The sequence below is a fragment of the Acinetobacter sp. CIP 53.82 genome (genome assembly GCF_000369465.1).
GTDB lineage: Bacteria > Pseudomonadota > Gammaproteobacteria > Pseudomonadales > Moraxellaceae > Acinetobacter > Acinetobacter indicus.
The window spans coordinates 1760835-1762493 of record NZ_KB850046.1; the positions used below are offsets into that span (position 1 = coordinate 1760835).

General features: G+C 35.3%; 2 protein-coding genes. One reads left to right on the forward strand and one right to left on the reverse strand.

Annotated features, from left to right (window positions below; all coding sequences use genetic code 11):
• The first annotated feature begins 135 nt into the window (after positions 1–135).
• A complete protein-coding gene (locus F905_RS13790; protein WP_005181896.1) occupies positions 136–1398 on the forward strand; it encodes a type VI immunity family protein in 1263 nt (420 codons plus the stop codon).
• A 147-nt stretch (positions 1399–1545) separates the two neighbouring features.
• Here the strand turns inward: F905_RS13790 and F905_RS15285 are convergent.
• On the reverse strand, positions 1546–1659 hold a 114-nt coding region (locus F905_RS15285), incomplete at its 5' end, for a 4Fe-4S dicluster domain-containing protein (protein WP_155756634.1).

Here is a 1659-nt window from a genome sequence, read left to right on the forward strand (position 1 = left end):
TGTAAGCATCTGATTTAAATAAATTTAATTTTGGATCAAAAAATAATCAAAACTTTTAAAATCATATAGTTATGAAATCTTTGTGCAACAAAGCCACTCAAGGGAATACAAGAGGTAGAAGAGGAAATTAATATAGTGAGTACATCACAACTCTATTTAAGTAAACAAGAAATAGAAGAGTTAGTTCGGGATATTCCTCAAGATACTTCTATTCTTTATGGGGAGGAAAACCAAGAATTTGGTGTTTGTCCTTATGTTACTTTTTATATTTGTAATAAAGATTGTGTAGAAATATTAAATAAAGTTGTGGCTATTTATATCGAATTTGAAAATTCTATTATAGATAAGCCTTTTCAATTAAGGTTTAGGAGTGATACTGAACTATGGAAAAAGGCTGATAAGTGGATTAGAAGTCGTAACGAAATGTTAACGGAAATGACAACGATTTATAAAAAACATTTTATTTACTATATTGGTGCAACATCTGCAGAATCTCCTAATCAAAGTGCACGTTGGGCCTTAGGCGCTAAAATTAGAGACTCAAATGAACGTTATTCTAGTCTTAAATTAACTTTTGGTGATAAATGGTATAGATCTAATCCAGTTAGGTGGCATCATTTTGTTAAGCAGTGTCTAGAAAAGCTTAACCCAATTCAAGCCTATAGTGGCTATGAAATAGGAAATACAGGGCAATTTGCATTTGTATCTCCAGAGTTTGAAACAGTTGAGCGGACTTTTACGGATTATTTTTACGGGCTCGATATAGATCATCCTGGGATGGAGTTTTCTCATGAAAATATGTTTGTCTCAGAAGATCGTGACGCTTTAGGTGGAGGAATTCGTACCCCAACATGGTGTTTTTTACTTTCGCCCTATTGGCTAGAAAAGTTAGGTTTAAGTGAAGAGCAAATTCGCGAAAAACTCAATGATCCACGTATTGAAATAACTAAAATAGAGGATTCAGAAAATCCTAATCTATATAGTCTATGGATCCGTTTGGGCGAGCTCTCACTTTATCCAGTTGAAGAAGATGTCCCTGATTTATTGGTGATGGCAAATGAGCTAATTAAACCGATACGTTGTGATAACTTAAAACTTACGACCTTAGATGCATGGTCAGATGATCCAAACCCACGTTTTGATGCAGTAAGTGCGAAACAATGGATTGCTCGATTTGATAAAGACAGTACATGGCCTGAATTAAAACGAGTGGAAGTCGAAGCTCAAGAACCAGAAAGAATAGATATTGTACTCGCTGGAGAACCCTGCCCACACGCAGGTTACTGGTATACATTTGCCAAAGAAAACTCACGCCAATATTTTAAACAGGGAGATATTTTCCCTGATTTTGAAAGTGATTGGGGGGATGTGTATTGGCAGTTTGATGGGGAAGAATAAACTCAGTCATGAACGGCTTACTATAACTCTAGTATATATTTTTACTAAAATAACAAAAATAAAAATAGCTATAAGTATTGAGTTAGATTTATCTAAGAAAGAAAAAATAAACCCGCTTACGCGGGTTTATTTTGATCTCAATCGAGATTACATATTTGGATAGTTTGGACCACCACCACCTTCCGGTGTTACCCAGGTGATGTTCTGTGATGGATCTTTAATGTCACAGGTCTTGCAGTGTACGCAGTTGGCTGCGTTAAT